24 protein-coding genes are annotated in these 24,176 nt (G+C 63.7%); 12 read left to right on the top strand and 12 right to left on the bottom strand.

The features are described from left to right. The first annotated feature begins 110 nt into the window (after positions 1 to 110). Positions 111 to 995 (top strand): LysR substrate-binding domain-containing protein, encoded by an 885-nt coding sequence (locus AC5PZ0_RS14795; protein WP_027593098.1) that lies wholly within the window; start codon positions 111 to 113, stop codon positions 993 to 995. A 119-nt stretch (positions 996 to 1,114) separates the two neighbouring features. Here AC5PZ0_RS14795 and AC5PZ0_RS14800 read toward each other — a convergent pair whose 3' ends face one another. The 6 genes from AC5PZ0_RS14800 to AC5PZ0_RS14825 all read right to left on the bottom strand — a co-directional run bounded on the left by AC5PZ0_RS14800 (position 1,115) and on the right by AC5PZ0_RS14825 (position 7,685). Beyond that, entirely contained in the window at positions 1,115 to 2,533 is a 1,419-nt protein-coding gene (locus AC5PZ0_RS14800; RefSeq protein ID WP_172960378.1) for an amino acid permease, read from the bottom strand. A 659-nt stretch (positions 2,534 to 3,192) separates the two neighbouring features. Then, on the bottom strand, positions 3,193 to 4,293 hold the full coding sequence (gene rluB, locus AC5PZ0_RS14805; protein ID WP_027593100.1) for a 23S rRNA pseudouridine(2605) synthase RluB: 1,101 nt from the start codon (positions 4,291 to 4,293) through the stop codon (positions 3,193 to 3,195). Positions 4,294 to 4,564: 271 nt separating this feature from the next. Further along, positions 4,565 to 5,344 carry an SMC-Scp complex subunit ScpB gene (gene scpB / locus AC5PZ0_RS14810; protein WP_099430132.1) on the bottom strand — a complete coding sequence of 260 codons (780 nt, stop codon included), beginning with the start codon at positions 5,342 to 5,344 and terminating at the stop codon, positions 4,565 to 4,567. Next, positions 5,331 to 6,185 carry a segregation and condensation protein A gene (locus tag AC5PZ0_RS14815; RefSeq protein WP_493855254.1) on the bottom strand — a complete coding sequence of 285 codons (855 nt, stop codon included), beginning with the start codon at positions 6,183 to 6,185 and terminating at the stop codon, positions 5,331 to 5,333. The genes scpB and AC5PZ0_RS14815 overlap by 14 nt, the downstream gene beginning before the upstream one ends. Continuing rightward, the gene (locus AC5PZ0_RS14820) at positions 6,182 to 6,811 is read right to left on the bottom strand and encodes an L-threonylcarbamoyladenylate synthase (RefSeq protein ID WP_033694002.1); all 630 of its coding nucleotides are present in this window, start codon (positions 6,809 to 6,811) and stop codon (positions 6,182 to 6,184) included. The genes AC5PZ0_RS14815 and AC5PZ0_RS14820 overlap by 4 nt, the downstream gene beginning before the upstream one ends. 13 nt (positions 6,812 to 6,824) lie before the next feature. After that, a complete protein-coding gene (locus AC5PZ0_RS14825; protein ID WP_099430134.1) occupies positions 6,825 to 7,685 on the bottom strand; it encodes a PHP domain-containing protein in 861 nt (286 codons plus the stop codon). Positions 7,686 to 7,752: 67 nt separating this feature from the next. Between AC5PZ0_RS14825 and AC5PZ0_RS14830 the strand changes: the two genes are divergently transcribed. From AC5PZ0_RS14830 to AC5PZ0_RS14850, 5 genes are all read left to right on the top strand, one after another. Continuing rightward, entirely contained in the window at positions 7,753 to 8,346 is a 594-nt protein-coding gene (locus AC5PZ0_RS14830; protein ID WP_027593105.1) for a septation protein A, read from the top strand. 1 nt (position 8,347) lies between these two features. Then, complete coding sequence (locus AC5PZ0_RS14835) at positions 8,348 to 8,647, top strand: YciI family protein (RefSeq protein ID WP_027593106.1); 300 nt, start codon at positions 8,348 to 8,350, stop codon at positions 8,645 to 8,647. 206 nt (positions 8,648 to 8,853) lie between these two features. After that, on the top strand, positions 8,854 to 9,531 hold the full coding sequence (locus tag AC5PZ0_RS14840; RefSeq protein WP_493855255.1) for a response regulator: 678 nt from the start codon (positions 8,854 to 8,856) through the stop codon (positions 9,529 to 9,531). A 235-nt stretch (positions 9,532 to 9,766) separates the two neighbouring features. Beyond that, positions 9,767 to 10,183, top strand: a complete 417-nt coding sequence (locus AC5PZ0_RS14845; RefSeq protein WP_493855256.1) for a Spy/CpxP family protein refolding chaperone — start codon at positions 9,767 to 9,769, stop codon at positions 10,181 to 10,183. Between the two features lie 60 nt (positions 10,184 to 10,243). Next, positions 10,244 to 11,581, top strand: a complete 1,338-nt coding sequence (locus AC5PZ0_RS14850; RefSeq protein ID WP_493855257.1) for a sensor histidine kinase — start codon at positions 10,244 to 10,246, stop codon at positions 11,579 to 11,581. Positions 11,582 to 11,670: 89 nt separating this feature from the next. Here the strand turns inward: AC5PZ0_RS14850 and AC5PZ0_RS14855 are convergent, their stop codons facing one another. Beyond that, positions 11,671 to 12,228, bottom strand: a complete 558-nt coding sequence (locus AC5PZ0_RS14855; protein ID WP_027593110.1) for an NAD(P)H nitroreductase — start codon at positions 12,226 to 12,228, stop codon at positions 11,671 to 11,673. 102 nt (positions 12,229 to 12,330) lie between these two features. Between AC5PZ0_RS14855 and AC5PZ0_RS14860 the strand changes: the two genes are divergently transcribed. Then, a complete protein-coding gene (locus AC5PZ0_RS14860; protein WP_238215485.1) occupies positions 12,331 to 13,785 on the top strand; it encodes a TrkH family potassium uptake protein in 1,455 nt (484 codons plus the stop codon). Here the strand turns inward: AC5PZ0_RS14860 and AC5PZ0_RS14865 are convergent. Further along, complete coding sequence (locus AC5PZ0_RS14865; RefSeq protein WP_027593112.1) at positions 13,742 to 14,803, bottom strand: AraC family transcriptional regulator; 1,062 nt, start codon at positions 14,801 to 14,803, stop codon at positions 13,742 to 13,744. The genes AC5PZ0_RS14860 and AC5PZ0_RS14865 overlap by 44 nt on opposite strands. Before the next feature lie 153 nt (positions 14,804 to 14,956). Here AC5PZ0_RS14865 and AC5PZ0_RS14870 point away from each other — a divergent pair, with 153 nt between their 5' ends. Further along, a complete protein-coding gene (locus AC5PZ0_RS14870) occupies positions 14,957 to 15,268 on the top strand; it encodes an Mpo1-like protein (protein ID WP_027593113.1) in 312 nt (103 codons plus the stop codon). On the opposite strand, the gene AC5PZ0_RS14875 is transcribed toward AC5PZ0_RS14870, so the two are convergent. Continuing rightward, the gene (locus tag AC5PZ0_RS14875; RefSeq protein WP_493855258.1) at positions 15,265 to 16,074 is read right to left on the bottom strand and encodes a UDP-2,3-diacylglucosamine diphosphatase; all 810 of its coding nucleotides are present in this window, start codon (positions 16,072 to 16,074) and stop codon (positions 15,265 to 15,267) included. The two genes, AC5PZ0_RS14870 and AC5PZ0_RS14875, sit on opposite strands and share 4 nt — an antisense overlap. Before the next feature lie 128 nt (positions 16,075 to 16,202). Between AC5PZ0_RS14875 and AC5PZ0_RS14880 the strand changes: the two genes are divergently transcribed. Beyond that, entirely contained in the window at positions 16,203 to 16,976 is a 774-nt protein-coding gene (locus AC5PZ0_RS14880) for a helix-turn-helix domain-containing protein (RefSeq protein ID WP_493855259.1), read from the top strand. 173 nt (positions 16,977 to 17,149) lie between these two features. Further along, the gene (locus AC5PZ0_RS14885; protein ID WP_027593116.1) at positions 17,150 to 18,040 is read left to right on the top strand and encodes a DMT family transporter; all 891 of its coding nucleotides are present in this window, start codon (positions 17,150 to 17,152) and stop codon (positions 18,038 to 18,040) included. Here the strand turns inward: AC5PZ0_RS14885 and AC5PZ0_RS14890 are convergent, their stop codons facing one another. Beyond that, positions 18,041 to 18,322, bottom strand: a complete 282-nt coding sequence (locus AC5PZ0_RS14890) for an Rdx family protein (RefSeq protein ID WP_027593117.1) — start codon at positions 18,320 to 18,322, stop codon at positions 18,041 to 18,043. It lies immediately after the preceding gene. Positions 18,323 to 18,389: 67 nt separating this feature from the next. Here AC5PZ0_RS14890 and AC5PZ0_RS14895 point away from each other — a divergent pair, with 67 nt between their 5' ends. Continuing rightward, a complete protein-coding gene (locus AC5PZ0_RS14895; protein WP_493855260.1) occupies positions 18,390 to 20,576 on the top strand; it encodes a patatin-like phospholipase family protein in 2,187 nt (728 codons plus the stop codon). 27 nt (positions 20,577 to 20,603) lie between these two features. On the opposite strand, the gene AC5PZ0_RS14900 is transcribed toward AC5PZ0_RS14895, so the two are convergent. Continuing rightward, a complete protein-coding gene (locus AC5PZ0_RS14900; protein WP_027593119.1) occupies positions 20,604 to 21,041 on the bottom strand; it encodes a MarR family transcriptional regulator in 438 nt (145 codons plus the stop codon). Between the two features lie 150 nt (positions 21,042 to 21,191). Next, a complete protein-coding gene (gene recQ, locus AC5PZ0_RS14905; RefSeq protein ID WP_027593120.1) occupies positions 21,192 to 23,336 on the bottom strand; it encodes a DNA helicase RecQ in 2,145 nt (714 codons plus the stop codon). Positions 23,337 to 23,582: 246 nt separating this feature from the next. Here recQ and AC5PZ0_RS14910 point away from each other — a divergent pair, with 246 nt between their 5' ends. Then, positions 23,583 to 24,170, top strand: a complete 588-nt coding sequence (locus AC5PZ0_RS14910; RefSeq protein WP_027593121.1) for a YecA/YgfB family protein — start codon at positions 23,583 to 23,585, stop codon at positions 24,168 to 24,170. The last annotated feature ends 6 nt before the right edge of the window (positions 24,171 to 24,176 follow it).

A 24,176-nucleotide genomic window follows, 5' to 3' on the forward strand; every position in this document is an offset into this window, starting at 1 on the left:
TGTCATGCCGGCATGGGTTGTTTCACACCAGATGACGAATAGGCCAATGTTCCTGTAGTTTCGCGCCAAGGGCAAACGGATAATCCTGCCGCTATCGATGACTTTTATGAATGAATTACCGCCACCTGACACCGTCCATGTCGCTGCTGCTGGCGTTCGAGGCTGCCGCCCGGCATGAAAGCTATACCCGCGCCGCCGCCGAACTGTCGTTGACCCAAAGCGCTGTCAGCCGCCAGGTGCAGGCACTGGAGCAGCAATTGGGGCTGACGCTGTTCCGCCGTGAAGGGCGCCAGGTGCAGCTGACCGACGTCGGCCGGCTGTACCAGCGCGAGCTGAGCGAAGCCTTGGGGCGCATCCGCAGCGCCACCTTGCAGGCGCTGGCCTACCAGTCGGGTGTCGGCACGTTGCGCCTGGCCACCCTGCCCACCTTCGGCTCGAAATGGCTGCTGCCGCGGCTGCATGCGTTCTACAGCGCCCACCCGGGCATGCTGGTGCATATCCATTCACGGATCGAAGCGATCAACTTCGACACCAGCGAGATCGATGCGGCAATCGGCGTGGCGAGCCACGACCTGCCGGGGCTGATCTGCCACCGCCTGCACGCCGAAGAACTGCTGGTGATTCTGCCGCCAGAGGCCGGCGCCGACGCGCATGGCTGGAGCCCTGCCCGGGTTAGCGAAGAAGTGCTGCTAAACGTCGCCAACAACCCGCATGCCTGGGGCGAGTGGTTCTCGCACCACAGCCTGCCGCACCGGGCGATGCGCCTGGGGCCGAGCTTCGAGCTGACGTCGCATTTGATCCAAGCGGTACGGGCCGGCATCGGCATCGGCCTGGTGCCGCGGATACTGGTGGAAGAGGAACTGGCCAAGGGCGAGCTGTTCAGCCCCGGCGAGGCGTTTGCCAGCCAACGCAGCTATTACCTGATCTATCCGCCACGCAACGAAGCGCTGCCGTCGTTGCGGGCGTTTCGCAGCTGGTTGCTGGAGCAGATCTGAGTTTTGTGCTGGTTGCACTGGCCTCTTCGCAGCACAAGGCTGCTCCTACAAGGGGCGCATAACCCAAAAAACCCGATGCCAGTCACCTGGCATCGGGTTTTTCTTGCCGCCTATGGCGATTACTTGGCCACAGTACCGGCAGCCCCGTTAGCCTGTGCGTCACGCTTAGGCTTGATGAGGTAGAAGAGGAACATCACCACCACCCACACCGGGATCGCATACACCGAGATCTGGATACCCGGGATCTGCAGCATGATGCCCAGGATCAGCACCACGAAAGCCAGGCAGATGTAGTTGCCGTAGGGGTACCACAGCGCCTTGAACAGCGGCTTCTGGCCGGTGCGGTTCAGGTGCTGGCGGAACTTCAGGTGCGAGTAGCTGATCATCGCCCAGTTGATCACCAGGGTCGCCACGACCAGCGACATCAGCAACTCCAGCGCATTCTGCGGGATGAAGTAGTTGAGCAGCACGGCAATCAGGGTCACCGCCGCCGAGACCAGGATCGAACGCACCGGCACACCGCGCTTGTCGACCTTGGCCAGGGCCGCCGGGGCATCACCCTGCTCGGCCATGCCCAGCAGCATGCGGGCGTTGCAGTAGGTGCCGCTGTTGTACACCGACAATGCTGCGGTCAGGACCACGAAGTTCAGCAGGTGGGCGGCCACATCGCTGCCCAGCAGGGAGAACACCTGCACGAACGGGCTGCTGCCGTAGCTGCCGCCGGACGCGTCGATGCTGGCGACCAGGTTGTCCCATGGGGTCAGCGACAACAGCACGACCAACGCGCCGATGTAGAAGATCAGGATGCGGTAGATGACCTGGTTGATAGCCTTGGGGATCACGGTTTTCGGTTTGTCGGCCTCGGCTGCGGTAAAACCGAGCATCTCCAGGCCACCGAAGGAGAACATGATGAACGCCAGGGCCATGACCAGGCCGCTGACACCATGCGGGAAGAACCCACCGTGTGCCCACAGGTTGGTCACCGACGCGTCCGGGCCACCGCTGCCGCTGGTCAGCAGGTAGGCACCCAGGCCGATCATGCCGACGATGGCCACGACCTTGATGATCGCGAACCAGAACTCGGCCTCACCGAATACTTTCACGTTCATCAGGTTGATGAAGTTGATCAGCAGGAAGAAGCCCGCCGCCGTGACCCAGGTCGGGATCTCTGGCCACCAGTAGTGGATGTACTTGCCGACCGCCGTCAGTTCCGACATGCCCACCAGGATGTACAGCACCCAGCAGTTCCAGCCCGACATGAAGCCTGCGAAACCGCCCCAGTATTTGTGGGCAAAGTGGCTGAACGAACCGGCCACCGGCTCTTCGACGATCATCTCGCCCAACTGGCGCATGATCATGAAGGCGATGAAGCCGCAGATGGCGTAGCCAAGGATCATCGACGGGCCGGCGGATTTCATCACGCCTGCCGAGCCGAGGAACAGACCCGTACCAATCGCACCACCGAGAGCGATCAACTGGATGTGGCGGTTCTTCAGGCCCCGCTTTAGCTCGCCTGAATGCATGTTTTGTCCACTCATGAACGAAGTCACCTGCATTGTTTTTATCTGTGACGAAATCGGACCCACCGCGCTCGTGGCGCAGCGGAATGGGCAAGGTGGTTACCTTGGGTTTCTTGAACGCGGGCGCCGCCGAGGCGGTTCAGCCGGGTGTGATCAAGAGTGCGCGGTACGCAAGAGGGTCACAGGTAAAACGCGGCGCACTGTATACCCCTGCAAGCGCGCAGGCGTCAACGCGTTGCGTCATTTCCTTGGGAAAAAACGCAGCGATCCTGTGGTGTGAGCCTTGAAAGGCGGAGTGATCGGCGTACATGGCGCCTCCATTTGTTGTTTTGTCAGCACGCCTCTGTGGGCGAGCTCTTGCACACGGCAATGCCTGCTATATCAGCGTGCGGCGGGGGTTTGGGCAATAGGTAGGCAGGGTAGACGGGGTGTGCTGGCGACGTGGGCGCGGCAAGTTCTGTTTACAGGTCTAGGAAAATACGCATTCGATGGCCAGAAAGGGATGATTTTGTATAAAAAACGTTACACGGTGGTTTGCCAGCTTTCCACTCGTCAGAAAAAGGGTGATTGATCAATGAGTTGGGGCCGCTTCACGCCCCAGGTCCGCGCTTCATTCGGGTTGGGTGGAGGCGAAAAAAAACCAGCCCGAAGGCTGGTTTTTTATCTCACGCTGCGGATCAACCGCGCGGCTTGCCGCGGCCACGGCCTGCCGGCTTGTCGCCCTCTGGCTTGCCGGTACGCTTGCGCATCTCGCTCGGGCGCTCGGCCACCGTGCTGCCACGGTTGCCTTTGCGTGGCGCTTCATCACGCGACGGGCGCGCTGGGCGCTCGGCGGCGGTGTCACGCGGCTGACGCGCTGGACGCTCGCCAGCCGTCGCATCGCTGGCCGGGCGCAGGTTACGCACGCGCTCGCCACGCCCCATCGGACGGCTCGACTTGCGCTGCATGCGCTCCATCTTGTCCTTGGCCTTGAGGTTCAAGGTCGGCAGCGCAACCGGCTGCAGGCCCACTTCGGCGGCCAGGATGTCGATTTCGCCCTGGGTCATTTCGCGCCAGCGGCCCATCGGCAAGTCGGAGTTGAGGAACACCGGGCCGAAACGCACGCGCTTCAGGCGGCTGACCACCATGCCCTGGGACTCCCACAGACGACGCACTTCGCGGTTACGGCCTTCCATCACCACGCAGTGGTACCAATGGTTGAAGCCTTCGCCGCCCGGGGCCTTCTGGATGTCGGTGAACTTGGCCGGGCCGTCTTCGAGCATCACGCCCGCCTTCAGGCGCTCGATCATCTCGTCGTCGACCTCACCCCGTACACGCACCGCGTATTCACGGTCCATCTCGTAGGACGGGTGCATCAGGCGGTTGGCCAATTCACCGTCGGTGGTGAACAGCAACAGGCCGGTGGTGTTGATGTCCAGGCGGCCGATGTTGATCCAGCGCCCTTCTTTCGGGCGTGGCAGGCGGTCGAACACCGTCGGGCGGCCTTCCGGGTCGTCACGGGTGCAGATTTCGCCGTCGGGCTTGTTGTACATGATCACGCGGCGGGTGGCCTCGGCGGCTTCCTCGCGCTTGATCAGCTTGCCGTCGACAGCGATGGCATCGTGCAGGTCGACGCGCTGGCCGAGGGTGGCGGCAACGCCATTGACCTTGATCCGGCCCTGGCTGATCCAGGCCTCGACGTCACGGCGCGAACCGACGCCGATGCGCGCCAATACTTTCTGCAGCTTTTCGCCGGATGGAGGGGTAATTTCGGTATTTTGCAGGTCTTGCTCACTCATCTGGGCACCTCCCGGTGTAGGAATGAAAAAGGGGTCTTGGCGACGAACGCGCCAAAGGGCCGCGCATCATACGCGGTTCGTGTCGGGAACGCACTGGAGCGTAGTGGGTTTTGTGGGGGGGGGGGCGGTGATTTTCAGCCCAGTGGTTCTTTAGTGGGCTGTACCGGCCTCTTCGCGGGTAAACCCGCTCCCACACAGAATGCCTGAAGCTTGCTACTTACCTGTGGGAGCGGGCTTGCCCGCGAAGAGGCCGGCACTGGTTGTAGAGGGCTCAGGGCTGTACCGGGTCTTCACCCTCAACCGAAGGCTCAGGCTCAACCACGTCCTGCTCACGCAAATCATCGAAGTCGGTCTTCAACCCTTCTTCCATCGCATCCAGCTCCACCAGCAAGCTGCGGAAGCTGGTCTCATCCTTCGGCGCCTCGGCTTCAGCCTCATCCCCAAGGCTTGCATCGGCCAACGCCTGAAGGTGTGCAGGCACCGGCGCCTCGTCGGGGTCGAGCAAGGGTTCGGGCTCCATCTCGCGCAACTCGGCCAACGCCGGCAGTTCCTCGAGGCTCTTGAGGTTGAAGTGGTCGAGAAAGGCCTTGGTGGTAGCGAACATCGCCGGCCGGCCCGGCACTTCGCGGTAGCCGACGATGCGGATCCACTCGCGCTCCATCAGGGTCTTGATGATGTTGCTGTTCACCGCCACACCGCGCACGTCTTCGATTTCGCCACGGGTGATGGGCTGGCGGTAAGCGATCAGCGCCATGGTCTCGAGCAGCGCACGGGAATAGCGCTGCGGCCGCTCCTCCCACAGGCGCCCGACCCAAGGGGCAAAGTCTTCGCGGATCTGCAGGCGATAACCGGTGGCCACTTCCTTGAGTTCGAAAGCGCGGCCGTTGCATGACTTGCCAAGTACTTCCAGGGCCTTCTTGAACACCTTGGGCTCCGGGCGCTCCGCCTCTTCGAACAACTCGTACAGGCGCTCAAGGGACTGCGGTTTGCCCGAGGCAAGCAGAAAGGCTTCGATCAGCGACGCCAGGTCGCGGGGTTCATTCAGGTTCATCAGGTTCTTCAACAAACTCGGCGCGAAGCCGCACGTGGATCGCGGCGAAAGCCTCATTCTGCACCAGTTCGATCAGCGATTCCTTCACCAGCTCAAGAATCGCCATGAACGTCACCACCACCCCCAGCTTGCCCTCTTCTGCCGTAAACAGCTCGACAAAGGGCACGAAAGCGCCGCCCTTGAGGCGGTCGAGCACCTGGGTCATGCGCTCGCGGGTCGACAGCGTCTCGCGGGTGATCTGGTGGCTTTCGAACAGGTCATTGCGGCGCATGACGTCGGCCATCGAGACCAGCAGCTCCTCCAGGCTGACCTGTGGCAGCAGCTTGCGCACCTTGGCCTGGGGGGCCTCCAGGCGTGGCACGACAATGTCGCGGCCCACCCGTGGCAACCCGTCGATACCTTCAGCCGCCGCCTTGAAGCGCTCGTATTCCTGCAAGCGGCGGATCAGCTCGGCGCGCGGGTCGCCCTCTTCTTCCTCGACCTCGATGGAACGCGGCAACAGCATGCGCGATTTGATCTCGGCCAGCATGGCAGCCATGACCAGGTATTCGGCAGCCAGTTCCAGGCGCACGCTTTTCATCAGCTCGACATACCCCATGTACTGGCGGGTGATCTCTGCCACGGGGATGTCGAGGATGTCGATGTTCTGTTTGCGGATCAGGTAAAGCAGTAAGTCCAGCGGCCCTTCGAACGCTTCAAGAATGACTTCCAGGGCGTCCGGTGGGATGTACAAGTCCACCGGCATCTCGGTCAGGGCTTCGCCGTAGACCAGGGCCAGTTGCAACTGTTGAGGCGACTCGACCTCCTCGGCCGGCGCCTCGGGCGCTTCCACCTGGCTCACGCGTTGACCAGGAACGGGGTCGGGTCGCCGCAGCCTTCGCGGATCAATGCAGGCTCATCGCCCGTCAGGTCGATCACCGTGGACGCCTTGAGGTCCCCGAAGCCGCCATCGATGATCAGGTCGACATGGTGTTCCAGGCGTTGGCGGATCTCGTAGGGGTCCGTCATGGGTTCTTCGTCGCCCGGCAAGATCAGGCTCACACTCATCAACGGCTCGCCCAACTCCTCGAGCAGCGCCAGGACGATGGGATTGGAGGGCACGCGCAGGCCGATGGTGCGGCGCTTCTCGTGCATCAAGAGCCGCGGCACTTCCCGGGTGGCATTGAGGATAAAGGTATAGGGCCCCGGAATGTGCGCTTTGAGCAGACGGAACGTGGAGGTATCGATCTTGGCAAACAGGCCCATTTGCGACAGGTCGCAGCACAACAGGGTGAAATTGTGTTGCTTGTCCAACTGGCGCAGGCGGCGGACCCGTTCGATGGCGTTCTTGTCACCGATCTGGCAGCCCAGTGCATAGGCCGAGTCGGTGGGGTAGACCACCACACCGCCCTTGCGAATGATTTCGACGGCCTGTTTGATCAGGCGCGCTTGCGGGTTCTCCGCATGTATCTGGAAAAATTGGCTCACATAGTCGTCCTGTTCATACCGCCATAGGCTGTTCATGGCTGAATCGGCGCCACAGAGGTGGCAGGTCCTCGGGCAAAGGCCGGTAGGCACCGATCTCTCCCCAGGTGCCGGGGCCGTGGAAGTCACTGCCAGCGCTTGCCAGCAGGCCGAACTCACGGGTGAGGATGGACATCGTGCCCACCTGCTCGGCTGGCATCATCCCGTTGACCACCTCAAGCGCTTGCCCGCCTGCCTGAATATAGTCGGCAATCAGCCGTCTGCGCTTGCTGCGGGTCAGATCGTAATGCATCGGATGGGCCAGGCTCACCCAAGCGTTGGACTGGCGAAGGGTCGCAACGGTTTCGTCCAGGGTCGGCCAATGCTGCTTGACGTCGCCGAGCTTGCCGGCGCCCAGCCACTTGCGGAAGGCCTCGCCGCGGTCCTTGACGTGCCCTGCGCGGACCAGAAACTCGGCAAAGTGCGGGCGCGCTGGGGCGTTGCCGCTGTCGCCGAGTTCTTGTTGCACCGCCCTGGCACCGTCGAGCGCACCCGGCATGCCCTTGGCCGCCAGCCGTTTGTCGATTTCCTCGGCGCGCAGCCAGCGGCCACGGTGCAACGCCTCGATGGCGTCGAGCAAGGGCGGTGCGTCGAGCGGGAAGTCATAGCCCAGCACATGGATGGTTGCCCCGCCCCAGGTGCACGACAGCTCTACCCCGCTGACCCAGTGCATGCCGTGCGCGTGGCAGGCCTGGCGTGCTTCGACGAGCCCTTCGAGGGTGTCATGGTCGGTCAGTGCCAGCGTTTGCACCCCGTGCTCATGGGCCCGGGCGACCAGGACCGTGGGCGACAGGGCGCCGTCGGAGGCCGTGCTGTGACAGTGCAGATCAACATTCATGGAGGAGCGCTACCGCTGGAATCGATGTTTGTTATTATGCCGTCACATCCCGATTCTGGCTGCCATTGTGAAACAATTCATCGATTTCATCCCGTTGCTGCTGTTCTTCATCGTCTACAAGCTCGACCCGCGGCCCATGGAGGTCGCCGGCCACAGCTTCGAATTCGGCGGTATCTACAGTGCCACGGCCATGCTCATCGCCAGTTCCCTGGTGGTGTACGGTGCCCTGTTCCTGCGCCAGCGCAAGCTGGAAAAAGGCCAATGGCTGACCCTGGTCGCCTGCCTGGTATTCGGCGGCCTGACCCTGACCTTCCACAGCGAAACCTTCCTCAAATGGAAAGCGCCAGTGGTCAACTGGTTGTTCGCCCTGGCGTTCGCCGGCAGCCACTTCATCGGTGACCGGGTGCTGATCAAGCGCATCATGGGCCACGCCCTGACCCTGCCCGACGCCATCTGGACCCGCCTGAACCTGGCCTGGATCTGCTTCTTCCTGGTCTGCGGCGCGGCCAACCTGTTCGTCGCCTTCACCTTCCAGGCCTTCTGGGTCGATTTCAAGGTGTTCGGCAGCCTGGGCATGACTGTGATCTTCCTGGTTGCCCAAGGTGTCTACCTGTCGCGTCACCTGCACGACGACCCTTCTACCTCCAAACCCAAGGATTGACATGCTCTACGCCATCATCGCCAGCGACGTCGCGAACTCCCTGGAAAAGCGCCTGGCTGCCCGCCCTGCGCACATCGAGCGCCTGCAGCAACTCAAGGCCGAAGGCCGCGTGGTGCTGGCCGGCCCACACCCTGCCATCGACAGCAACGACCCAGGTGAAGCCGGTTTCAGCGGTAGCCTGATCGTGGCTGAGTTTGATTCCCTGGCCGCTGCACAGGCCTGGGCCGATGCCGATCCGTACATTGCCGCGGGCGTGTACGACAGCGTCATCGTCAAGCCATTCAAGCAAGTTCTGCCTTGATTCAAGGCCGTGTCGCCTGCTTTCGCGGGCAAGCCCGCTCCCACAGGGACAGCGCAAGCTTCGCGCTTTGCGCAAACCTGCAGGTGCGAGCTTGGCCGCGAAAGCAGGCCACGCGGTGCTGCTGGTTACACACTTGCCATCAGTCTGCGGTATCTTTGCCACTGGCGGACCAATATGACGCCGTCGATGGTTGAGTTGAGTGAGTCATGAGTGAGCTGTTACTGATTGATGATGACCAGGAGCTGTGCGAGCTGCTCGGCAGCTGGCTGACCCAGGAAGGTTTTTCTGTACGTGCCTGCCACGATGGCCTGAGCGCACGTCAGGCCCTGGCCGCGCATGCGCCAGCGGCGGTGGTGCTGGATGTGATGCTGCCTGACGGCAGCGGCCTGGAGCTGCTCAAACAACTGCGCAATGACCATGCCGAACTGCCGGTGCTGATGCTGTCGGCGCGCGGCGAGCCGCTGGACCGCATCCTTGGCCTCGAACTGGGCGCCGACGATTACCTGGCCAAACCCTGCGACCCCCGCGAGCTCACTGCCCGCCTGCGCGCCGTGTTGCGCCGCAGCCACCCGGCCGCCGCCACCACCCAGGTAGAGATCGGCGACCTGATCTACAGCCCGGCACGGGGCGTGGCCAGCATCGATGGCCGCGAGATGACCCTGACCCTGTCCGAAAGCCGCATCCTCGAAGCCCTGCTGCGCCAGCCCGGTGAACCGCTGGACAAGCAGGAACTGGCGCAGATTGGTCTTGGCCGCAAGCTGACCCTGTATGACCGCAGCCTGGACATGCACGTCAGCAACCTGCGCAAGAAAATCGGGCCCCATGCCGATGGCCGCCCACGCATCGTTGCGTTGCGTAGCCGGGGCTATTACTACAGCTTGTGAGATCGCTGGGGGCCGCTGCGCAGCCCATCGCCGGCAAGCCCCACATGAGCAGTGCAGTGTTCAAGGGCAGCGCTATCGCTGTAGGAGCTGGCTTGCCGGCGATGGGCTGCGCAGCGGCCCCAAAATCTCAGCCACCATCTTTACCCAGCCTTTACCCTCCCCTGACCGCCCTTGACGGTGAGCTGCGTAGACTGTGCTCATCCGGTAACCACCGGCCTATGAAAGGAGAGACACCATGCGCAAGACCCTTATCGCCCTGATGTTCGCCGCCGCCCTGCCGACCGTGGCCATGGCCATGCCTGAAGGCGGCCCGCGTCACGACGGCCCGCATCATCGCGGTGATGCGCCTTTCGCCCAACTGGACCTGAGCCGCGACCAGCGTCAGCAGATCGGCAAGCTGATGGGCGAGCAGATGAAGCAACGCCGCGACATCACTGAGCGCTACCTGTCCAAGCTGCCTGCCGCCGACCAGAAGGCCATGCAGGATGAACTCAAGGCCAGCCACGACAAGACCGACAACCAGGTCCGCGCCCTGCTCAAGCCTGAGCAACAAAAGCAGTTCGACGAACTGCAGAAAGAGCGGGCTGCGAAGAAAGCCGAATGGCAAGCGTTCCAGGCCTGGAAAGCTGAAAAAGCCGCCAAGGCCCAGTAAGCTAACCGCCCGACGCCCGGCCCGCACCCCTGCGGGCCGGGCTTTTCCCGTTTGCAGGAGGTGCACTTGCGTTCACTGTTCTGGCGCATCCTGGCCAGTTTCTGGCTGGCCATTACCCTGGTTGCCGGGCTGTCGATCCTGTTGGGCCACATGCTCAACCAGGACGCCTGGATCCTCAGCCGCCACCCGGGCCTCAACACCCTCGCCAGCCACTGGGCCAAGCACTACGAACAGGAAGGCACGGCCTCGGCGCAGCAGTTCCTCGAACGCCGCAAGCAGCGCTTCAAGATCGATGTACAAGTGCTCGACGACAGCGGCGAGGCTGTGGTGCCCGGCACCTTCCCGCGCCGCGCGGCGGCCTTCGAGGCGCGCCAGCACAATGACGAGCGGCGCTTGCCATGGCGGCGCCTGACCGAGGAATACACCAGCCCCTACAGCGGTGAGACGTACCTGCTGATTTACCGGATTCCGCACCCCGAGCTGGACGCGTGGCACCGCGAGAGCCTGCTCTGGCCACTCAGTGCATTGGGCATCGCCTTGGTGGTCCTGACCTTGTTCAGCCTGTTGGTGACCTTGTCCATCACCCGCCCCTTGAGCCGCCTGCGCAGCGCAGTGCACGACCTCGGCCAGACCAGCTACCAACAGAACAGCCTGGCGCGCCTGGCCGCCCGGCGCGACGAGTTCGGGGTCTTGGCCAACGACTTCAACAAGATGGGTGCCCGCCTGCAGAGCACCATCGGCAGCCAGCGCCAGTTGCTGCGCGACGTCTCCCATGAACTGCGCTCACCGCTGGCGAGGCTGCGTATCGCCCTGGCCTTGGCCGAACGCGCCGAGCCCGAGCAGCGCCAGGCGCTGTGGCCGCGCCTGACCCGCGAATGCGACCGGCTGGAAGACCTGATCAGCGAAATCCTTGCCCTGGCCCGTGTCGATGCCGAGCAGGCGCATGCCGAGCCGGTCGACCTCAACGCCTTGCTGGGCGGTGTGCGCAAGGATGCGTTGCTCAGCGCGCCGGAGCAGGAGGTCCGCCTGCAGGCGCAACCTGGGCTGACCTTGCAGGGTTGGCCAACCTTGATCGAGCGCGCCGTCGACAACCTGCTGCGCAATGCCTTGCGCTTCAACCCGGTCGGGCAGCCGATCGAAGTCAGCGCCGACCGTGAGCAGGGCCGCATTGTGTTGAGCGTGCGTGACCATGGGCCAGGGGTGGCGCCAGAGCACCTGGCGCAGCTGGGTGAGCCGTTCTTCCGGGCCCCGGGGCAGCAAGCCGCTGGGCATGGACTGGGCCTGGCGATTGCGCGCAAGGCGGCCGAGCGCCATGGCGGCAGCCTGGTGCTGGCGAACCATCCGCAAGGGGGATTTGTGGCACGGCTGGAGTTGCCTGTGGCACAGGTTGTGGGTTGAGCCTGGGGCGGGGCCGCTTTGCGCCCCATTCGCAGCACAAGGCTGCTCCTACACGGGTTACGCGATAGCGGCCCCAACAATCTCAGCGCTTACTCGCCCCAGGCACTGACAAAATCAGCAGTGTCCAGCACGGGCGCGGTACGCGGCTCGTTCACCGGCGTGCCGACATACAGGTAACCGATCAACTCCTCATGCTCGGCCAACCCCAGCCCTTTGTGCACATGCGCATCGAACGCCATGTCACCGGTACGCCACACCGCACCGACACCCTGGGCATGCGCCGCGATCAGAATACCGTGGGCCGCACACCCGGCCGCCAGGCGCTGCTCGGACTTGGGCACCTTGAAATGATCCTGCAGCTTGGCGATCACCACGATCAGCAACGGCGCACGCAGCGGCATGGCACGTGCCTTGTCCAGCGCTGCCTGGCTGGCATCGCCCTTGTGCTGCACCGCTTCGGCGAACAGCTCGCCCAGCTTCTCACGGCCCTGGCCTTCGATGGTCAGGAACCGCCACGGGCGCAGCTGGCCGTGGTCCGGTGCACGCAATGCAGCCTGGAACAACGCCTCACGCTGGGCATCATTTGGCGCGGGGTCGGTCAGACGTGGCACGGAAACACGGTTGAGCAATGCGTCGAGAGCCTCCATCGGCTACCCTCCTGGCTGGTGAATGTGCGGCCATTCTAGCGTTTACATCACCAGACCCATAGGTAGAATGGCGCCCTTCCGTTCAGAGTCAGAGCAGATCACATGGCGTTGCCGACCTTAAGGATCATTGGTTTCATCATCGGCATCTTCCTGATCACCCTGGCCGTCAGCATGGTCGTGCCCATGGCGACCCTGGTGATCTTCGAGCGCACTGGCGACATGCCGTCGTTCCTCTGGTCCAGCCTGATCACCTTCATCGCCGGCCTGCTCATGGTCGTGCAGGGCCGGCCCGAGCACGTGCACCTGCGCCCGCGCGACATGTACCTGTTGACCGTCAGCAGCTGGCTGGTGGTGTGCGTGTTCGCGGCCTTGCCGTTCCTGTTGACGCAACACATCAGTTACACCGACGCCTTCTTCGAGAGCATGTCCGGCATCACCGCGACTGGCGCCACGGTGCTCAGCGGCCTGGACAGCATGTCGCCGGGGATCTTGATGTGGCGCTCGATGCTGCACTGGCTCGGCGGCATCGGCTTTATTGCCATGGCCGTGGCGATCCTGCCGCTGCTGCGCATTGGTGGCATGCGCCTGTTCCAGACCGAGTCCTCGGACCGCTCCGAAAAGGTCATGCCGCGTTCACACATGGTCGCCAAGTCGATCGTCGGCGTGTACGTCGGTTTCTCCGTGCTCGGCGCGCTGGCCTTCTGGTGGGCCGGCATGCGGCCGTTCGATGCCATCAACCACGCCATGTCGGCGATTTCCACCGGGGGCTTCTCGACCTCCGACCAGTCGTTGGCGAAATGGGATATCCCTGCCGTGCATTGGGTCGCGGTGGTGGTGATGATCCTCGGCAGCCTGCCCTTCACCCTGTATGTGGCCACTCTGCGCGGCAACCGCCGGGCGTTGATCCGCGACCAGCAGGTTCAGGGGTTGCTCGGCATGTTGGTGGTCACCTGGCTCGTGCTGGGTACCTGGTATTGGGCCACCACCAACCTGCACTGGCTGGATGCCTTGCGCCACGTGGCGCTGAACGTGACCTCGGTGGTCACCACAACCGGCTTCGCCCTGGGCGACTACAGCCTGTGGGGCAATTTCTCGCTGATGCTGTTCTTCTACCTGGGCTTCGTCGGCGGCTGCTCCGGCTCGACCGCAGGCGGTATCAAGATCTTCCGCTTCCAGGTCGCCTACATCCTGCTCAAGGCCAGCCTTAATCAGTTGATTCACCCGCGCGCGGTGATCAAGCAGAAGTACAACGGGCACCGCCTCGACGAAGAAATCGTGCGCTCGATCCTGACGTTCTCGTTCTTTTTCGCGATCACCATCTGCGTGATGGCGTTGCTGCTGTCGCTGCTGGGCGTGGACTGGATGACCGCGCTGACCGGTGCTGCCGGCACCGTGTCGGGCGTAGGCCCAGGGCTGGGCGAAGTGATCGGCCCAGCCGGCAACTATGCGACGCTGCCGGACGCCGCGAAGTGGATCCTCGCCGGCGGCATGCTGCTCGGCCGGCTGGAGATCATCACGGTGCTAGTGTTGTGCATGCCGGCGTTCTGGCGTCACTGACCCCTTCAGGCTCCGCGCCCAGGCGGGCGCGGTATTCGCTGGGGGTGGCATCGAACCAGCGGCGGAACGCCCGGTAGAAATTGCTCGGGTCGGCGAAACCCAGCAGGTAGGCGGTTTCCAGCAGGGTCATGCCGGGCTGGGCCAGGTACTGCTCGGCCAGCTCACGGCGGGTATCGTCGAGCAAGGTCTGGAAGCTGGTGCCCTCCTCTTGCAGGCGCCGCTGCAAGGTCCGCTGAGACAGGTGCAGGGCCTGGGCCAGGGTTTCACGCTTGGGCTCGCCCTGGGGCAGGATGCGGCACAGCACCTGGCGCACCCGGTGGGTGACCCGGCTTTCCGAGAAGCGCGCCAGGTACTCTCCGGCAAAACGGTCGTGCAATATGGCCATGGCCTCGTTGGCCGTCGGCAGTGGCGCTTCCATGTCGGCACGCTCGAACACCAGCGCATCGTGCGGTGCATCGAACACCAACGGTGAATGGAAGGCGACCTTGTAGGGTTCGATGTTCTTCGGCTGCGGCCCCTGCACCAGTACCCGGCGCGGCTGGATGACGCGCCCGCTGAGCCAGGTGCACAACGACAGCGCGCACGCCAACGACGCTTCGGCGCTGTGCCGGGTCGGCGGCAGATGGTCGCCATGCACGGTCAGAATCAGCGAATAGCCCTCAGGGCCAAGGCGGAAGCTCAAGTCGGAGCTTTCGGCAATGATGCGCTGGTAACGCACCAGCCGCTCGAAGCCTTCGGCCAAAGTGCGGCTGGACATCAACGCATAGCCCACCACATGGAACGAAGCCGGGCGCACTACCCGCGCCATGTTCAGGCCGATGGCTTCGTTGCCCGACAGTTCCACCGCCAGCTGCCAGAGCCGGGTCATGGAATCCTGAGGGAAACGCGCGTCGGGGTCGTCGAGGGCGGCGAAGTCGAGCCCGAGTTGCTTGAACATGGCTGGGCAATCGAGCCCTTCCAGCTCGAGTGCCTTGACGATCCCTGATGCCCAGCTGGCTGACGTGGTTCTTTCACTCATGACAGGCTTCTTATGCTGACCGCTCCTGCGGTGAACCCCAAGGATACTCAATTGGCGCCTATTGTCACTGGTAGGCCCCGCCAATGACTCTAGACTCGATTCAGGCTCCACGCCGTGCATCTTATCCAGAAGTATTAATCCCGGAGCAGTGCCATGAACAGCACAGCGCAGTTTCGCAGTTTTGCCGAGTTCTACCCCTACTACCTGGGCGAGCACAGCAACCCCACCTGCCGCCGCCTGCATTTTGTCGGGACAAGCCTGGTGATTGCCTTGTTGGCGTACACCATCGGCAGCGGTAAATGGTTGCTGCTGCTGGCCGTGCCGCTGTTTGGCTATGGCTTTGCGTGGGTCGGGCATTTCTTCTTCGAGAAGAACCGGCCGGCGACGTTTACCTATCCGCTTTACAGCCTGATCGGTGATTTCGCCATGTTCCGTGACATCTTGCTGGGCAAAATCAGCCTTTAACTGGCCTGGGCCGCCTTGCGGCCTTCAGCATGTCGCGCCTGCGCATCCGCCAGGCGATACAGCTCGATGCTGCCATCCCAGTGCTCGATCAAGGCCGTGCACGACTCCACCCAATCCCCGCAATTGAGGTACTCCACCTCCCCCACCTTGCGGATCTCGGCATGATGGATGTGCCCGCACACCACCCCCTGAAACCCGCGGCGGGTGCACTCGTGGGCAATGGCATCCTCGAAGTCGCTGATGAAGCTCACAGCGCCCTTCACCTTGTGCTTGAGGTAAGCCGACAGCGACCAGTAGCCATAGCCGTAACGGGCACGCCAGTGGTTGAGCCAACGGTTGAGCACCAGGGTGAACTCATACGCGCGGTCACCTAGAAACGCCAGCCAGCGGTGGTAGCGGGTAATTACATCGAACTGGTCGCCGTGGATCACCAGCAGGCGGCGGCCATCGGCCGTCAGGTGCTCGGCCTCATCCACCAACTGGATGTTGCCCAGCATCAGCTTCGAATAACGGCGCAGGAATTCGTCATGGTTGCCGGTGACATAAATGACCTCGGTGCCTCGCTTGCTCATGGTCAACAGGCGCCGGATGACGTTGGTGTGCGCTTGCGGCCAATAGATGCCGCCACGCAGCTTCCAGCCATCGATGATATCGCCGACCAGGTAGATGCGGTCGGCCTGGTAGCCCTTGAGAAACCGCGACAGGTGCTCGGCCTGGCAGTCACGGGTGCCCAGGTGCACATCGGAAATCCACACGGTGCGCACACGTTGCTTGCGCGAGGGACGGCAGAGTTCAGCATGGGGCATGGGCGGGCTCCGGCGCAGTTTGCTGGAGACTGGCAGGCGCGGATGACAGCGCTGTGGCAAAACCATGACGGGTGATGGCCTGCAGTGAATGAGGCACAATACGCGTCTGCCTTGCGAGGACGCCCCCCATGACCACAGGCCCGATCCTCTCGCTGCGCCACTACCGTGACAGCCTGATCGCCCACAGCCACGAACACCCGCAACTGGTGTTTGGCCTCAGCGGCCGCCTGGAATTCGAGGTCCAGGGCCACGGTGCACGGGTAGATCGTCAGGCACTGATGGTGGTGCCGGCGGGTGCGCACCACACCTGCTCCAGCGGTGCTGGCAGCGACTGCCTGGTGCTGGATGTGCCTGGGGAGCACTGGTTGCGCGAGCAACTGGGCGAGCATGCCGATGCCAGCCGCCGGCTGCTCGATCGCCCCGCGGCCTTGGGCCTGGACGCTCGCCAGCAGCAGTTGGTGGACTGGCTGGCGGCCAGCCCCATGAGCGACCCGCTGATCGCCCGCCAAGGCGCGGCACTGCTGTTGGCCAGCCTTACCCCGCCGGCAGCCGCCAGCATCAGGGCCAGCCAGCGCCTGCCTTATGCAGCGTTCGATGCGCATATCGAGCAACATGCTGCCTACCCGTTGCAGGTCGCCGACCTGGCGCGCCTGGCCGGGCTGTCCACTGCTCGCCTGCATGCACGCTTTATTGCTGAATGCGCGATGACGCCGATGGACTACATGCGCCAGCGGCGCTTGCTAAAGGCGCGACAACTGGTGGAGCAGACGGTGCTGCCAATGGGGGAGATTGCGGCGCGGGTGGGGTACAGCTCGCAAAGTGCGTTTTCGGCGGCGATGTTGCGGGCGTTTGGCTGTACGCCTTTGGCGTTGCGGCGAGAGCCTGGCGATAACGGACGCTAGTTGGGCGACAGAACGGGTTTGCCTGAAGACCTACACTGTGCCTGCACTGGCCCTTTCGCGGGGCAAGCCCGCTCCCACAGGTACAAACCAACCCCAAGGCACCAGAAAACCTGTGGGAGCGGGCTTGCCCCGCGAAAGGGCCAGTACTGACATACTCTTGCTCAAGGACCACCATGAACCACCGCACAGCCCTAGGCGCCCTGCACATTGGCGCGCTGTTCTTCGGCCTTACCGGCGTCTTCGGCAAGCTGGCCGCCAGCGCCAGCCCGGCCATCATCGTTTTCGGCCGCGCCGTTTTTGCCGTCCTGGCCCTGGCCCTGTTCGCCAGTTTTGCCCGCCAAGGCTGGCACCGGCTCAGTGGCCAGGATGTGCGCCGCCTACTGCTTGGCGGCGTGCTGCTGGCGGGGCACTGGGTCAGCTTCTTCATCGCCGTCAAGGTGGGCGGCGTGGCCATCGCCACCCTGGGCTTCGCCAGCTTCCCAGCCTTTACCGTGATCCTCGAAGGCCTGCTGTTCCGCGAACGCATCCGCCGCAACGAAGCCGTGCTGGTGCTGCTGGTGAGCATCGGCCTGGTGCTGGTCACACCGGCCTTCGACCTGGCCAGCGAGGCCACTGGCGGCCTGCTCTGGGCGCTGCTGTCGGGGCTGTTGTTCTCGTTGCTGTCGCTGACCAACCGCGCCGGCTCCGGCCGCTTGCCCGCCGTGCAGGCAGCGCTGTGGCAAAACCTGGTGGTCAGCCTGTGCCTGTTGCCGTTCGCAGCACCCGGGCTGGGCGCGGTGACGCCGATGGACTGGTTGTGGATCGCCCTGCTCGGCGTCTTCTGCACGGGCGTGGCCCACAGCCTGTTTGTCGCCAGCCTGGCTGTGATCAAGGCGCGCACGGCTGCCGTGGTGTTCGGCATGGAGCCGGTCTACGGCATCGCGGTGGCCTGGGCCGTGTTCGCCGAAACGCCCACCGTGCGCATGCTGCTGGGTGGCGCGCTAATCATTTTCGCCATCGTGCTGTCAAGCCGCCTGGCCGCCGAACAACCCGTAAAGCCACGGCCGCTGGCCGAAGGGGCCTGATCAGCGATCGTTGTGGCCTAGGTCGCGCTGCGGGTCGATCTGGTCACGCACCCGCTGCTTGAGCACCTTGGCCTCTGGGAACCCACCGTCGGCCTTGCGCTCCCAAATCTGCACGCCATCACAGGTGATGCGGAAGATGCCACCGGTACCCGGCTCCAGCGCTACCCGACCAAGGTCGTCGGCAAAGGTGCTGAGCAGTTCTTGGGCCAGCCAGGCAGCGCGCAGCAGCCACTGGCACTGCGTGCAATACGTGATGACGATTTCAGGCTTGCTGATGGCCATTGCGAAGCATCTCCAGGTAAGGGGCCGCTTATACTAGCGGTCTTTTGCCCACGGTTTGAGACTCACGATGCGCCGTTTGCTGTTCTGTTTTTTGCTGATGCTGGTTGCTGCCACGGTCAATGCCGCCGAGCAGGTACGGCCCAAGGTTGGCCTGGTGCTCTCTGGCGGCGCTGCCCGGGGCCTTGCCCATATCGGCGTGCTCAAGGCCCTGGAGGAACAAGGCGTGCACATCGACGCCATCGCGGGCACCAGCATGGGGGCGGTGATCGGCGGGCTGTACGCCTCGGGTTACAGCGTCGAAGAACTGGAGAAGCTGGCCACTACCCTGGACTGGCAACAGGCCTTGTCGGATGCGCCACCGCGCAAGGACGTGCCGTTCCGGCGCAAGCAGGACGACCGTGATTTTCTGGTCAAGCAGAAGCTAAGCTTTCGCGACGACGGCAGCCTGGGCCTGCCGCTGGGCGTGATCCAGGGCCAAAACCTGGCGCTGCTGCTGGAAAGCAAGCTGGCCCATACCGCCGATACCCGCGACTTCGACAAACTGCCCATCCCCTTCCGGGCGGTGGCCACCGATATCGCCAGCGGCGAAAAGGTGGTGTTCCGCCGCGGCCACCTGCCCCAGGTGATCCGCGCCAGCATGTCGATCCCCGCGGTGTTCGCCCCGGTCGAGCTGGATGGCCGCTTGCTGGTGGATGGCGGCATGGTCGACAACATCCCGCTGGATGTGGCCCGCGACATGGGTGTGGACCTGGCCATCGTGGTCGACATCGGTACGCCGCTGCGTGACCGCAAGCAACTGGCCACGGTGGTCGATGTGCTGAACCAGTCGATCACCCTGATGACCCGGCGCAACTCTGAAGAACAACTGGCCAGCCTGCACCGCGACGACATCCTGATCCAGCCGACGCTGGCCGCGTTTGGCGTGACCGACTTCGGCCGCGCCCGCGAGATGATCGAGGCCGGCTACCGCGCCACCCGCCTGCTCGACCCGCGCCTGGCCGCTTTGCGCCAGCCCGAGGGCGACAGCAGCCTGGCCGTTGCCCGCTCGCCGCGCCAACGCACGCCGGTGATCACTGCGATCCGAGTGGAAAACGACTCCAAGGTCAGCGACGACGTGATCCGCTCCTATATCCGCCAGCCGATCGATGCGCCGCTGGAGCTCGACCGCCTGCAGACCGACATGGGCACGCTGTATGGCCTGGACTACTTCGACCGGGTGCAGTACCGCGTGGTGCACAAGGGCGCTGACAACACCTTGGTGATCAATGCCCGGGGCAGACGCGGCGGCACCGACTACCTGCGCCTGGGCCTGAACCTGTCGGATGACCTGCGCGGCGACAGCGCCTTCAACCTCGGCGCCAGCTACCGGGTCAACGGCATCAACAGCCTGGGCGCCGAATGGCTGACCCGCGCCCAGATCGGCGACCAGCAAGAGCTTTACAGCGAGTTCTATCAGCCGCTGGATGTGGGCTCGCGCTACTTCGTCGCGCCCTACCTGGACATAGGCTCGCGCAACATCGAGGCGACCTTGGACAACGACCCGATCGCCGAGTACCGCCTGGAACGCTATGGTTTTGGCCTCAACCTCGGCCGGCAGATCGGCACCTATGGCGAAGTGCGCCTTGGCGCGGGCAAGGCCTGGGGGGAAGCCGAAGTGCGTATCGGTGACCAGGACCTGCCCAAGGTCAGCTTCAATGAAGGGTTCTACGAGCTCAAGTACTCGTTCGATACCCTCGACAACGTGTACTTCCCGCACAGCGGCGAAGACATCGGCCTGACCCTGCGCAAGTACGACAAATCGCTCGACTCCGACCAGGACTACCGCCAGTGGCTATTCAACCTGGACAAGGCCATCAGCAGTGGCCCGAATACCTGGGTGCTGGGCGGGCGCTACGGGCGCACGCTGGATGATGCCGAGGTGGTGACCTCAAGCTTCGTGATGGGCGGCGCGCGGGAGCTGTCAGGGTTCCGCCAGGACTCGGTGTCGGGGCAGAACATCAGCTTGCTGCGCATGGTCTATTACCGCCGCCTGACGCCACGGGCCTACGTGCCGCTGGACTTCCCGTTGTACATCGGCGGCTCACTGGAGCGTGGGCGGGCGTGGAACAACGACAATGAGTTCGACAGTGGCTACATCAATGCGGCGAGTATCTTCCTGGGGCTGGAGACACCGTTGGGGCCGTTGAGCCTGAGCTATGGGGCCAACAGTGCGCATGAGCAAGCGGTGTATCTGAACTTGGGGCATACCTTCTGAATCAATGGGGCCGTATCCGGCCCGAAATCAGGATTTTTCGAGGTTACCCAGAATCTTCGCATGCACCCGCATGCACACTTCCAGGTCCGCCTCATCCACCCCGGTGAACAGCTCTACCCGCAGCGCGTTGGCAATGGTCTCGATCTGTTCGATCAGCGGCTTGGCCGGTGGGCACAGCAAAATCTTCTTCGCCCGCCGGTCTTCAAGCACTGCCTGCCTGCGCACCAAGCCCTGCGCCTCCAGGCTGTCGAGCAAGCGCGCCAGGGTCGGGCCTTCGACACCCACACTCTGGGCCAGCTCACGCTGGGTCGGTGCTTCTTCGAAACGGGCCAGGTGCAGCAACACCAGCCAGCGCGCCTGGGACAGGTTTAACCCGGCCAGGCGGCGGTCCAGCTCGGCACGCCAGCCCCGGGACATCTGGGCCAGCTGCATGCCGAAGCGGTGTTGGTTGTCGGTCAGGGGCATAAGCAACTCATTGAATAGATCTAATTATTAGGCAGCTAACCATGCCCCGGACCACGTGGCAAGGCTCGGGCGCTTGCCAGTGTTCGATAATCGTCAAAAAGCATGACAAAGGTCAGCAGTTGGCGGTTCTGGCCTCGAACCTGCCGGCTGTTAAACGTCGAACTCCGCGGCCAATGCTGCACGTATGCAATACAGCACCCCCTCCGGTACCCGTGGCCCGAATAAGGGCGCGATAGTCGACACCGGCGGCAGCTCACCTTCGCCGTCGAGGAAGGCGTCCTGCACCTCCATCATCAGGTCTTCCGGCAGGTCGAGGGCCTGATCGAGGCTCAGTTCCTGGCGGCCGATGGCCTCGGCCAGCAGGCTGTACACGTTCTTTTCGCTGCAATTGAGCTGGCCGGCGATCTGCGCGGGGGTCATGCCCGCGCGCGCCAGGCTGACCAGTTCGTGGCGCAGGTCGAGCACCACCTTGGGCGCCTCATCGGTGCCACCGCTATCGTTGAGCACCTCCAGGAAGGCCTGACCGTAGCGCTCCAGCTTGCGCGCACCCACGCCGCTGACCTGGGCCATGTCGCTGAGGCTGGCGGGCTGGCTGCGCAGCATTTCAAGCAGCGTCGAATCGGGGAAGATGACGTAAGGCGGCACGCTGTGCTCCTCGGCCAACTTGCGCCGCAGGGTACGCAGCGCCTCCCACAGCTCGCGTTCTTCGGCACGCACCAACTGGCTGGCCGGGCTGCCGCCGCTGCCAGCGCTTTTTGCCACCGTCTGCGGCTTGAGGTCGCGGCGCAGTTGCAAGGTCACCTCGCCGCGCAACAGCGGCCGGCAGCTGTCGGAAAGGCGCAGCCCCCCGTAGCCTTCAAGGTCGATATCTACCAGGCCGCGCGCGACCAGCTGGCGGAACAACGAACGCCACTCGACCTCGGCCAGCGACTTGCCGACACCGAACACCGAAAGCTTTTCGTGGCCGAAATTGCGCACTTTCTCGGTGTCCTTGCCCAGCAGCACGTCCACCAGGTGCCCGACACCATAGCGCTGGCCGGTACGGAATACGGCCGACAGCGCCTGGCGGGCAGGTTCGGTGGCGTCCCAGGTCTGCACTTGGTCGATGCAGTTGTCGCAATGCCCGCAGGGCTGCTCCAGGGTTTCGTCGAAATAGGCCAGCAACGACTGGCGGCGGCAGCGGGTTTCTTCACACAGGGCCAGCATGGCGTCGAGCTTGTGCTGCTCGACGCGCTTGTGGCGCTCGTCGCCCTCGGAGTTCTGCAGCATCTGCTTGAGCATCACCATGTCCTGCAGGCCGTAGGCCATCCAGGCATCGGACGGCAAGCCATCACGGCCGGCACGGCCGGTCTCCTGGTAATAGGCCTCGAGCGACTTGGGCAGGTCGAGGTGGGCGACAAAGCGCACGTTGGGCTTGTCGATGCCCATGCCGAAGGCAATGGTGGCGACCATGATCAAGCCTTCCTCGTTGAGGAAGCGGTGCTGGTTGGCGGATCGCGTTTCGGCAGCCAGGCCGGCGTGATACGGCAGCGCCGGGAAGCCCTGGTCGCAGAGGAAGGCAGCGGTCTCGTCGACCTTCTTGCGCGACAGGCAGTAGACGATGCCTGCGTTGCCGCGACGCTCACCGAGGAAGGCCATCAGCTGCTTGCGCGGCGCCTCCTTGGGCACGATGCGGTAGAAGATGTTGGGCCGGTCGAAACTGGAAAGAAAACGCTCGGCGCCCTGCAGGTGCAGGCGCTGGACGATCTCTTCGCGGGTGCGCATGTCGGCGGTGGCGGTCAGGGCGATGCGCGGCACATGCGGGAACAGCTCGGCCAGTTGGCCCAACTGCAGGTATTCCGGACGGAAATCGTGGCCCCATTGCGACACGCAGTGGGCCTCGTCGATGGCGAACAGCGAGATGTCCAGGTCGCGCAGGAAGTCGAGCATGCGCGGCTGAACCAGACGTTCAGGCGCCAGGTACAGCATCTTCAGCTCACCGCGGCGCATGCGCCCGGCCAGCTCACGTTGCTGCTCGGCGCTCAGCGTCGAGTTGAGTGCGGCCGCGGCCACGCCAAGCTCGTCGAGCGTGGCGACCTGGTCGTCCATCAACGCAATCAGCGGCGAAACCACCACGGTCAGGCCTGGGCGCAGCAGCCCCGGCACCTGGAAGCACAGCGACTTGCCGCCGCCGGTGGGCATCAGTACCAGCGCATCGCCGCCGTTGGCCACGCATTCGATGATTGCTGCCTGGCGCCCACGGAAACTGTCGTAGCCGAAGATATCCTTGAGAACGCGCTGAGCCTGTTCGAGCATGTGCAACTCCACAAATCGCCGTACCATCCTGGAGACAGGCTGGACGAAAAACCCGCCCCGCACACGCCGAATGCGTAAGCGGTTTTTACCAGACGGCCGACAAAGACCGCCCCTGGATGAAAAATCGCGGATTATACCCCAGTGCTAACCCACGCAGGGTGCCGCTGTGACAGACGTTCCCTTTGCCCCGCCAACGCTGCAAGGTGCTAGAATTCGGTATCGTTTATTCCCCAAGGTAGCCCTGTAATGTCCTTCGCCGAGCAACTCACCCGCCTGCAAGCCTTCCTCGACGCCGACGAGCTGCACGAAGAAGCGCTGGACTACGTCGCCGCTCACGGCTACCTCACGGCCCTGTCGATCAATGCCGAGGACGTACCTGAGCGCGAGTGGATCGACGCCCTGTTCGCCGAAGAACCCCACTACGCCAGCGATGCCCAGCGCACCGAGATCGAAGCGACCCTGGTGGCACTGAAGGCGCACATCGCGCGTCAACTGGCCAGCGACGAAGAATTCGACCTGCCATGCGACCTGGACCTGACCGACGAGCCGGACGATTCCGACCTGCGCGGCTGGTGCATCGGCTTCATGGAGGGCGTGTTCCTGCGTGAAGAGGCCTGGTTCGAGAACGCTGAAGAAGAAGTCAGCGAGATGCTGCTGCCGATCATGGTCGGTTCGGGCCTGTTCGACGAGCAACCAGAGTTCGCCGACATCGCCAGCAATGCCAACCTGCAGGACGACATGATCGTGCAGATCCCGGAAGCACTCAGCGCGCTGTTCCTACTGCTGCACGCTCCTGATGAGAAGCCGGCGCTGCTCAAGCCACGCCACCACTGAGTCGGC

The organism is Pseudomonas sp. 5.2 (assembly GCF_059025405.1).

Excerpts from the sequence above, each read along its gene's own strand:
- AC5PZ0_RS14795 (WP_027593098.1), top strand. The coding sequence starts at position 111 with ATGAATTACCGCCACCTGACACCGTCCATGTCGCTGCTGCTGGCGTTC.
- AC5PZ0_RS14800 (WP_172960378.1), bottom strand. The coding sequence starts at position 2,533 with ATGAGTGGACAAAACATGCATTCAGGCGAGCTAAAGCGGGGCCTGAAG.
- rluB (WP_027593100.1), bottom strand. The coding sequence starts at position 4,293 with ATGAGTGAGCAAGACCTGCAAAATACCGAAATTACCCCTCCATCCGGC.
- scpB (WP_099430132.1), bottom strand. The coding sequence starts at position 5,344 with ATGAACCTGAATGAACCCCGCGACCTGGCGTCGCTGATCGAAGCCTTT.
- AC5PZ0_RS14825 (WP_099430134.1), bottom strand. The coding sequence starts at position 7,685 with ATGAATGTTGATCTGCACTGTCACAGCACGGCCTCCGACGGCGCCCTG.
- AC5PZ0_RS14835 (WP_027593106.1), top strand. The coding sequence starts at position 8,348 with ATGCTCTACGCCATCATCGCCAGCGACGTCGCGAACTCCCTGGAAAAG.
- AC5PZ0_RS14840 (WP_493855255.1), top strand. The coding sequence starts at position 8,854 with ATGAGTGAGCTGTTACTGATTGATGATGACCAGGAGCTGTGCGAGCTG.
- AC5PZ0_RS14845 (WP_493855256.1), top strand. The coding sequence starts at position 9,767 with ATGCGCAAGACCCTTATCGCCCTGATGTTCGCCGCCGCCCTGCCGACC.
- AC5PZ0_RS14855 (WP_027593110.1), bottom strand. The coding sequence starts at position 12,228 with ATGGAGGCTCTCGACGCATTGCTCAACCGTGTTTCCGTGCCACGTCTG.
- AC5PZ0_RS14860 (WP_238215485.1), top strand. The coding sequence starts at position 12,331 with ATGGCGTTGCCGACCTTAAGGATCATTGGTTTCATCATCGGCATCTTC.
- AC5PZ0_RS14865 (WP_027593112.1), bottom strand. The coding sequence starts at position 14,803 with ATGAGTGAAAGAACCACGTCAGCCAGCTGGGCATCAGGGATCGTCAAG.
- AC5PZ0_RS14870 (WP_027593113.1), top strand. The coding sequence starts at position 14,957 with ATGAACAGCACAGCGCAGTTTCGCAGTTTTGCCGAGTTCTACCCCTAC.
- AC5PZ0_RS14875 (WP_493855258.1), bottom strand. The coding sequence starts at position 16,074 with ATGCCCCATGCTGAACTCTGCCGTCCCTCGCGCAAGCAACGTGTGCGC.
- AC5PZ0_RS14880 (WP_493855259.1), top strand. The coding sequence starts at position 16,203 with ATGACCACAGGCCCGATCCTCTCGCTGCGCCACTACCGTGACAGCCTG.
- AC5PZ0_RS14885 (WP_027593116.1), top strand. The coding sequence starts at position 17,150 with ATGAACCACCGCACAGCCCTAGGCGCCCTGCACATTGGCGCGCTGTTC.
- AC5PZ0_RS14890 (WP_027593117.1), bottom strand. The coding sequence starts at position 18,322 with ATGGCCATCAGCAAGCCTGAAATCGTCATCACGTATTGCACGCAGTGC.
- AC5PZ0_RS14895 (WP_493855260.1), top strand. The coding sequence starts at position 18,390 with ATGCGCCGTTTGCTGTTCTGTTTTTTGCTGATGCTGGTTGCTGCCACG.
- AC5PZ0_RS14900 (WP_027593119.1), bottom strand. The coding sequence starts at position 21,041 with ATGCCCCTGACCGACAACCAACACCGCTTCGGCATGCAGCTGGCCCAG.
- recQ (WP_027593120.1), bottom strand. The coding sequence starts at position 23,336 with ATGCTCGAACAGGCTCAGCGCGTTCTCAAGGATATCTTCGGCTACGAC.
- AC5PZ0_RS14910 (WP_027593121.1), top strand. The coding sequence starts at position 23,583 with ATGTCCTTCGCCGAGCAACTCACCCGCCTGCAAGCCTTCCTCGACGCC.